Below are 7,559 nucleotides of genomic sequence, written 5' to 3'. Positions count from 1 at the left end.
GGCACCGGAAGATTAGTCTTAATTACCAGCCAGGGAAGGCCGACGATTAAGACATGACACTCAAACAGTAGGGAGGAGTAAGTCATGAAACATAAAGGCCTGATCTGTCTGTTAGGTTTGGCTGTCGCCGTGTTGGTTTCGGCGCCATCCTGGGGAGGGAACGTCAAGATTACGCCGTTGGGCGCCGCCGCTGGAGAGTTCTGCGTCGGCGACCGTGCTTTGCTTTTTGAAGACCCGACCGGAGTTAAAGTTCTCATTGCCCCCGGGCGGACGGTCGGCAAAGATTTGGGCGCATTCGTCCGAGGATCTGCGGATGACAGGCTCGCTGGCAGGGTAGACGTCCTTCTGATCGATCACCCTCATGTGGATCATATCGGAGATGTTTTCCATACGACTTGTGCAGGCGCGCCGACAAAAGATTTCGAATTCCCAAATGAAGGCAACGCCTCCGAAATAGCGGCCCGACTCAATTCGGCCGTGCTCGTCGGCGGTGAGCTGCCGGATTTTTTCACAAAGAAACTGCAAAACGTGGCAGCTCTGGCCGGCACGGCCGCGCCCGCCAACTGCCCGGCTGCCGGTCTGGATAACACGTTTGCCGTCCCTCGGACGTCTCCTTGCGTGGGCGTCATCCGGGGAGGAACTCGCACGGCCGTAGCCTCCGGTCAGACTACGGGCGTTAAAATTACCACCATCCCTGCTTTCCACGCGGCCGGCGCCTCCAGGACCCACGTTGACGAGCTTATCAGCGCAGACCCGCAAGGGGGCACTGCCGTCGCCGATCCCGGCATTCCTGAAGGCCTGACCGGCTACGCCGGGCATGAAACCGGGTATATTCTCCGATTCACCAACGGCCTTTCGGTCCTGTGGACCGGCGACTCGGGGCTGATCGGCGACTGGCAGATCCAGGCCAAGTTCTACAAAGTGAATCTCGCCGTCGTCCACGGCGGCGATCTTTTCACGATGGGGCCGGACGAAGCAGCTTTTGCGGTCAAAGAGCTTATCAGGCCCAAGACTGCAATTCCCGAGCACTTCAACCAGGTCTCGACAACGGGCGGCGTGGTGAATGCGGGAACCCGGGTGGAGCGCTTCATCAGTCAGCTCAAGGGCCGAGCGCGAGTGATCGTGCCGCTGAGCGGACAAACGTTCCAGTTCGACGGCGCGGGCAATTGTGCAGCCGCCGCCCCAGGCTGCTGATGTGTCGGTTTGCCTGTGCGGATTCAAAAGGCCCCCGGAATTCCGGGGGCCTTTTTTCTTCCATTTGGCGAACGATTAAACTAGAATCCGCCGGGTTATGGAGGGCTCGCGATGAAATCAAATGTTTTAACCGCAATCGTCTTTAAGATCATTCTTTTAATCGTTTGCGCGAGTCTCGCGGGCTGTTCCGGACCTTTCGCCGTCGTTGCCGGGCGGCGTGACAAAGAACTCATCGTCGTCGATTTGCAGCAGGCGTTGGAGGCGAAAAATTCCGGCACCGCCAACGCCGTTTCGGCCCGAGTCCCCGTCGGCAGCCTTCCCAGCGCCGTTCTCGCCGGGCCGGACGGACGTACGGCTTACGTCGTGAACCACGCGGGAGCAGCGGACCAGGACGCGATCAACCGGGCGGAGAAGCCGCTCTTCCAGCACGGTCATCGCGGCTCCGTAACGATCGTCGATATCTCCAAGGCCGCGCCCACTCCTTCACGGGCGGTCGCCGCCACCGTGGACACGGGAGGTTTCGGACCGGTGGGAATCGCTCTCAGCGCCGATCGCAAGCGCCTTTTCGTGGCTAATTCGGAAGGCGATCTCGGCGTTTCCGGCAATACCCCGGCCACTGAATTCGGCGGGCATACGGTGGCGATTCTCGATCACGAGCAGGCGATGAAAAACCCCAAAGCGGCGGTTTTAGGGACCATCGACCTCGGCACAACGCCCGATTCCAAAACCGGGTGCCTCAGCAATCCCAACGCCATCGCGCTCAGCCCGGATGAAAAATTTCTCTTTGTCGCCGAGGGCGGGGGAAGAAGCGTTGCCGTCGTGGATGTGATCGCCCGCTCGGTGGTCCACCGCGTGGAGGTCGGCGAAGGTCCCTGGGGCATGGCGCTTCTGCCAAAGGGAGAGACGCTCGTCGTCTCCAACCGCGAACGATGTCCGGCCGGCGAGAAAGACCCCGAAGGGCATACCATCTCATTTATCAGCGTGGCCAAGGCTATCGCAAAAGACCCCAAGGCCGAGATGAGGCGGATGATGGTCGGCAGCAACGACCCGGCGAAACCGAGCCGCCCCTTCGGCTTGGCGGCGAGTCCAGACGGCCGCTGGCTCGCGGTCGCAAATTTTCGCACCAACGATATTTCGCTGGTCGACGTCGACAAAACGCTCGCCGGCCAGACCGGCGCTGAAGCGGCGCGCGTGCCGTTAAAAAGGCCGGACGGTCAGGCGGCCCGGCCGCGCGGCGTGGCCTTCACTCCCGACGGAAAACATATCGTCGCGACCGGGGGGCCGATTATTAGAGCGGCGGATAAAAACATCGTGCCGCGCAGCGGCACAATGTGGATCATAGAGGCCGGGCTAGCGTTGACCGACCCGGCGAAGGCCGTGGTCGCAACGGTCAGCGGAGTCGGCAACGAGCCTTATCTCGTGGATATAGTGAAATAATAAAAGGAGGAACAGACATGCAAAAGACACTATTCACGTCGCTCGTATTGGGCGTGGCGCTCGTCATCGGCACTGGGGCGTGGACCCAGCAGCCGCCGACTCCACCACTGCCGCCGACGACTGCCTATGGTACGCCGATCACGCTCGAACAGGCGAAAAAGGTCGCCGACGCGGCCGAGGCAGAGGCAAGAAAAAGGAACATGAACATGGCGATCGCCGTCGTCGAACCGTCGGGCGACCTCGTCTATTTCCGCAGAATGGACGGTACTCAATATGCGTCGATCAAGATCGCCGAGGACAAGGCGATCTCGGCCGCCATCTTCCGCCGTTCGAGCAAGGATTTCCTGGACCGTGTCGCCAAAGGCGACCATTCCCCCATGGCCTTACGGGGCGCGGTCGCGTCCGCGGGCGGCATCCCGATCCTGGTGAACGGCAAGATCATTGGCGCGATCGGCGTCTCCGGCGGGGCCGACGACCCGATAGCGCAGGCCGGCGCCGACGCAGTCAAATAACGCTTCGCGCGGTCCGACTTCGGCAAAGCAAAGCGGGAGTCAAGGGTCCGCTTGAATTCCCTACCGCCGTTGTTTTTGTGGGAAATACCGCGTACATCAGCAACAATGATACGCCGCGACGCGACAATATGGCTGCCGACGGCAAAACCTCCCTCGACGGAATCGGCGCTTCGATCGCGCAGGTGACACCCTGACCAAAATGGCGCCGCTGCTTTCGGTCAAGAACGTCAGGAGAGAATTCAACGTGCGCGGGAAAAACGTTCTCGCGCTCGACACGCTCGACCTCGGCCTCGACGAAGGAGAGTTCGTCACCGTCGTCGGTCCATCCGGCTGCGGCAAGTCCACCCTGCTGAACCTCGTCGTCGGGCTCCTGCCGCCGAGCGCCGGACAAATTCTTTTTCGCGGCCGCGCGGTGAACGGCATCAATCCGGAGATCGGCTACGTCACGCAGAAAGACAACCTCTTGCCGTGGCGCACGCTGATCGCAAACGTGGAGCTGGCGTTGGAGATTCGCGGCATCGAGAAAACCTCGCGACGCCGCCGCGCCGAAGAGCTGATCGGGCGCGTGGGGCTCGGCGGCTTCGAGGAGCATTACCCGCACGAACTGTCCGGCGGCATGCGCCAGCGCGCCAACATCATCCGCACGTTGATTTACGATCCGGAGCTGATTCTCATGGACGAGCCTTTCGGTCCGCTCGATGCGCAAACCCGGATCGTCCTTCAGGAGCAGCTCCTGAAGCTCTGGTTCGCGTCCCGGAAAACCATCCTATTTATCACCCACGATCTGGTCGAGGCGATCACGCTGGCGGACCGGGTTGTCGTCATGACTTCTCGACCCGGAAGAGTGAAGCACATCGCGGCGGTGCCGATAGCGCGTCCGCGCGACGTGTACGAAATCCACACCAGCCCGGAATTCCGCGAGGTCTACGATACGCTCTGGCGCGCGCTCAGGCCCGAAGTCAATATGGCTCAAGCTTAGAAAGGAGATTCGATCATGAAGCGGCTCGTTGCGATAATTTTTACCATCGCGCTGGCTCACGTCGCCCAGGCGGCGGATGCGCCGAGAAAAGTGAAAATGACCATTCCGGTCGTGGCCCACTCGATGACGCCGGTCTATCTGGCCGAGGCCAGGGGCTTTTTCAAAGAGGAGGGGTTGGACGTCGACGTCACCTCCACGGGCGGAGGCGGACCGGACATCAGGGCGCTCATCGCCGGCGACGTGGAGTTCAGCTTCACGACGGGAGACCAGGTGATCATAGCCCATCAGGAAGGCAAACCTCTCGTCATGGTCATGAGCGGACTCAACAAGGTGTTTATCAACTGGGCCATGAACAAAGATGCCGCCAAGGCCAAGGGAATCACGGAGACGACGCCGCTGACTGAAAAGCTCAAGGCGCTCAAAGGACTGATCGTCGGCGTAACCAACCCGGCCGCGCTGACCGCGCATCTGGCCCACTTTGTGATCCGCAAGGCGGGCTTCGTTCCGCAGCAAGACGTGCAGGTTATTCCGATCGGCGCCGGCCCGACTTGGCTCGCCGCCGTAGAAAATCGCAAAGTGGATGTAGCGCTGACCGCGCCTCCGGTGCCCGAGACCGCCATCAGCCGGGGCCACGCGATCATGTTCATCAACAACGCCAAGGGGGAAGATCCGTCGATGTCGGAATTTTTGATGGAGAATCTCGTCGCCCGCCCGGAGACGTTAAAGAAAGATCCGGACCTCGTGCGCAGAATGGTGCGGGCTTTGGTGAAGGCCAACAAGTGGGCGCTCGGCAGCTCGCCGGAACAGGTAGCGGACGCGCTCAAACCGACTTTCGCCAAGACGGAGCCGGCGATCCACCTGGATGGAGTGAGAGCCGTTCTGTCGACTCTCAGCCCGGACGGCCGGACGACGGAGAAAAGCGTACAGGCGACCCAGGAAGTTCTCGATGTGGCGGGCTTATTGAAAAAAAAGGTGGCCTACTCCGACATCGTGAGCAACGAATTTCTGCCGAAATGATCGGACGCGGACGGCTCTTTCTTTACCGCCTGCTGTTCGGCCTGCTCCTGCTGACGCTGTGGGAGTTGAGCTCGGGACGGCTGATCGATCCTTTCTGGGTGTCGAGCCCGTCGCGTGTCTTCGGCTACCTCTGGGAAGTCATCGCGGACGGCTCGATCTTCGGCCATCTCGCGATCACACTGTACGAGACTTTCACCGGCTTCTTCATCGGCGCGGTGGCCGGCATCGGCCTCGGCTTCCTGCTGGCGAAAAGAGAAGTCACGGCACAGATCCTCGACCCCTATATCGTGGCCTTCAACGGCATCCCGAGGATCGCGCTCGCGCCGCTGTTCATCATCTGGTTCGGCATCGGCCCCACCTCCAAAGTGATCCTCGTGGTGATGGTAGTCTTCTTTCTCACCTTCTTCAGCACCTATGCGGGAGTCAAAGGAGTGGACATCGAGCTGAAGAATATTCTCCGCATCATGGGCGCGAGCGAAAAACAAATCCTTTTCAAAGTAACCATACCGGCGACGGTCCCGTGGATCGCCACCGGGCTCAAGATCAGCCTGCCTTACGCCATCGTCGGCGCGGTCGTGGGAGAATTCATCGCCTCCAGCAAGGGGCTCGGATATCTCATCAATTATAATACGTCGCTCTTCTCCACGACCGGCGCCCTGGGAGGAATTTTGATCCTGGCGCTGGTCGTCGTCGTGTGCAACGAAGTCATCAATCGCGCCGAGGCCCACCTGCTCCGCTGGCGGCCGCGCGACGAGACCAAAAAAGCGAGCGATCTTTATTGAAATCTTTTCAAAGATCGGCGAGCTTGACAAAGACCGCGCAGAGGATAAGCCTGAATGGGTCTACGGCGACAATGGCCTTATAGTTCTTTTCCGCGATCGTTGACGAATGAAAATAGATCCCGACAAGTGCGTCGCCTGCGGCAACTGCGTGGCCGTGTGCCCCATGGGCGCGATCCATATCGATCCGGAGGTCGGCCGCGCCGTCGTCGATCAAGACGAGTGCGTAGAATGCTTCGCCTGCTACCGGGGCATGTCGAAAGAGCATCTGAACCCGGTGATGGTGCGAGCCATCCGCAAAACGGCCAGGCTCTTTCGCTTCCGCTTCGATCCGGAGCCGGACATCTGTCCGACCGACGCCATCGTTCCGCAAGATCTGGCTTGGCCGAGAATCGTCCGGCGCGCTTTTTCCGATCCACAAGTTCCGCACGAATCCACCGGCATTCACGGCCGCGGCACCGCCGAGGTCAAAACCAACGACGTCACCGCCCGCGTGAACGAAGGCGAAGCCGGATTCGTCGTCGAGTTCGGCCGCCCCGGAGTCGGCACCCGCTTCCGCGATATCGAGCGGGTCACCGCCGCGCTGGCGGAGCTTGGCGTGGAGTTCGAGACAAACAATCCGGTCACCTCGCTGATGCGCGACCCATCGCGCGGACTCCTCCGGGGAGATATCCTCGGCGAAAAGATCCTCTCCGCGATCGTCGAGATCAAAACCAAGCTGGAGCAGGTGCCGGCGGTTCTCCGGAGGATCAAAGACCTCGGGCGCGAAGTGGACACGGTCATCAGCGTCGGCGTCTCCACCCGCTGCGACACGGAAGGAAACGATTCGTTGCGCGGGATGCTCGAACGCGAAGGTTATGCGGCCTATCGGGGAAAGACCAATCTCGGACTGGGGCGCGTGACCGTGAGGAATGAAGCGTGACGAATACGCTGCACCGCTACAGCGAGCATTACGCCCTTGAGCCCGCGCCGAACCCGGCGCCGGTGCGTGACGATTATATCGTGTTCGCGATGGCCAGCCGGGGCATCAACGACGACGATCTGGTGGAGAAGTACCGGGGCTTCCTGCATCTCGCGCTGAAGCACAAGCCGGTCAATATCGGGGACGCCACTAAGGGAGGAGCCTTGCGCCCGCGCCAGGACATGAACCCCACGGCCCATTGGCGCAGAGGCCACCAACCCGATCCCGAACAGGTGATCGCCGGTATCGAGGGCCATACCACGGTCGCCGCCGTCTTCGACAACTACGCGGCGATGGAAGCGTTCGTCGAGGAGCTGAAAGCGGCGGACTTAGGAATTTCGGTCAACATCAGCGCGCCGATGGCCGAGGCCGAGCGTTGTTGCCGGGACGCTGGAATCGTTCGCCATAGTGTGGAATACTCGCTCGGCTTTCGCGGTAGGGTGGATAAATTGCCCGACGCCAAGACGCTGGAGCTTTCAACCATGTGCGGCCATGGAATGCTCTCGGCCGATTTCGTGAGAAAGATGGTCGATTGGGTCAAGGAAAACCGTCGAACACCCGCGGAGGCCGCGCGCTATATGGCCCGCTTCTGCACGTGCGGCGTCTTCAATGTTTCTCGCGCGGAGCGGATTATCAGAAAGGCTTGCGCCTTACAGCGGTAGGACCGTCGTGTCCGCCGA

The 7,559-nt window shown here is 60.8% G+C and carries 8 protein-coding genes; all 8 read left to right on the top strand.

Annotation, left to right across the window (positions count from 1 at the left end):
• The first annotated feature begins 84 nt into the window (after positions 1 to 84).
• The 8 genes from VGL70_01190 (at position 85) to VGL70_01155 (ending at position 7,541) form a co-directional block, all read left to right on the top strand.
• Positions 85 to 1,194 (top strand): hypothetical protein, encoded by a 1,110-nt coding sequence (locus VGL70_01190; GenBank protein HEY3302128.1) that lies wholly within the window; start codon positions 85 to 87, stop codon positions 1,192 to 1,194.
• Between the two features lie 111 nt (positions 1,195 to 1,305).
• Positions 1,306 to 2,631: a YncE family protein gene (locus VGL70_01185; protein HEY3302127.1), complete on the top strand. Its 1,326-nt coding sequence runs from the start codon at positions 1,306 to 1,308 to the stop codon at positions 2,629 to 2,631.
• Between the two features lie 17 nt (positions 2,632 to 2,648).
• Positions 2,649 to 3,143 (top strand): heme-binding protein, encoded by a 495-nt coding sequence (locus VGL70_01180; protein ID HEY3302126.1) that lies wholly within the window; start codon positions 2,649 to 2,651, stop codon positions 3,141 to 3,143.
• A 199-nt stretch (positions 3,144 to 3,342) separates the two neighbouring features.
• Positions 3,343 to 4,122, top strand: coding sequence for an ABC transporter ATP-binding protein (locus VGL70_01175; protein HEY3302125.1), 780 nt, complete (start codon positions 3,343 to 3,345; stop codon positions 4,120 to 4,122).
• A gap of 15 nt (positions 4,123 to 4,137) precedes the next feature.
• Positions 4,138 to 5,139, top strand: a complete 1,002-nt coding sequence (locus VGL70_01170) for an ABC transporter substrate-binding protein (protein HEY3302124.1) — start codon at positions 4,138 to 4,140, stop codon at positions 5,137 to 5,139.
• Positions 5,136 to 5,921: an ABC transporter permease gene (locus VGL70_01165; GenBank protein ID HEY3302123.1), complete on the top strand. Its 786-nt coding sequence runs from the start codon at positions 5,136 to 5,138 to the stop codon at positions 5,919 to 5,921. Before VGL70_01170 ends, VGL70_01165 begins: the two co-directional genes overlap by 4 nt.
• Before the next feature lie 106 nt (positions 5,922 to 6,027).
• On the top strand, positions 6,028 to 6,840 hold the full coding sequence (locus VGL70_01160; protein ID HEY3302122.1) for a 4Fe-4S binding protein: 813 nt from the start codon (positions 6,028 to 6,030) through the stop codon (positions 6,838 to 6,840).
• Positions 6,837 to 7,541: a hypothetical protein gene (locus tag VGL70_01155; protein ID HEY3302121.1), complete on the top strand. Its 705-nt coding sequence runs from the start codon at positions 6,837 to 6,839 to the stop codon at positions 7,539 to 7,541. The genes VGL70_01160 and VGL70_01155 overlap by 4 nt, the downstream gene beginning before the upstream one ends.
• Positions 7,542 to 7,559: the final 18 nt, after the last annotated feature.

The organism is Candidatus Binatia bacterium (assembly GCA_036504975.1).
GTDB lineage: Bacteria > Desulfobacterota > Binatia > UBA9968 > UBA9968 > JAJPJQ01.
Note: the sequence above shows the minus strand (reverse complement) of the source record. Positions and strands in the feature narration are given on the sequence as shown.

Excerpts from the sequence above, each read along its gene's own strand:
- VGL70_01190 (HEY3302128.1), top strand. The coding sequence starts at position 85 with ATGAAACATAAAGGCCTGATCTGTCTGTTAGGTTTGGCTGTCGCCGTG.
- VGL70_01185 (HEY3302127.1), top strand. The coding sequence starts at position 1,306 with ATGAAATCAAATGTTTTAACCGCAATCGTCTTTAAGATCATTCTTTTA.
- VGL70_01180 (HEY3302126.1), top strand. The coding sequence starts at position 2,649 with ATGCAAAAGACACTATTCACGTCGCTCGTATTGGGCGTGGCGCTCGTC.
- VGL70_01175 (HEY3302125.1), top strand. The coding sequence starts at position 3,343 with ATGGCGCCGCTGCTTTCGGTCAAGAACGTCAGGAGAGAATTCAACGTG.
- VGL70_01170 (HEY3302124.1), top strand. The coding sequence starts at position 4,138 with ATGAAGCGGCTCGTTGCGATAATTTTTACCATCGCGCTGGCTCACGTC.
- VGL70_01165 (HEY3302123.1), top strand. The coding sequence starts at position 5,136 with ATGATCGGACGCGGACGGCTCTTTCTTTACCGCCTGCTGTTCGGCCTG.
- VGL70_01160 (HEY3302122.1), top strand. The coding sequence starts at position 6,028 with ATGAAAATAGATCCCGACAAGTGCGTCGCCTGCGGCAACTGCGTGGCC.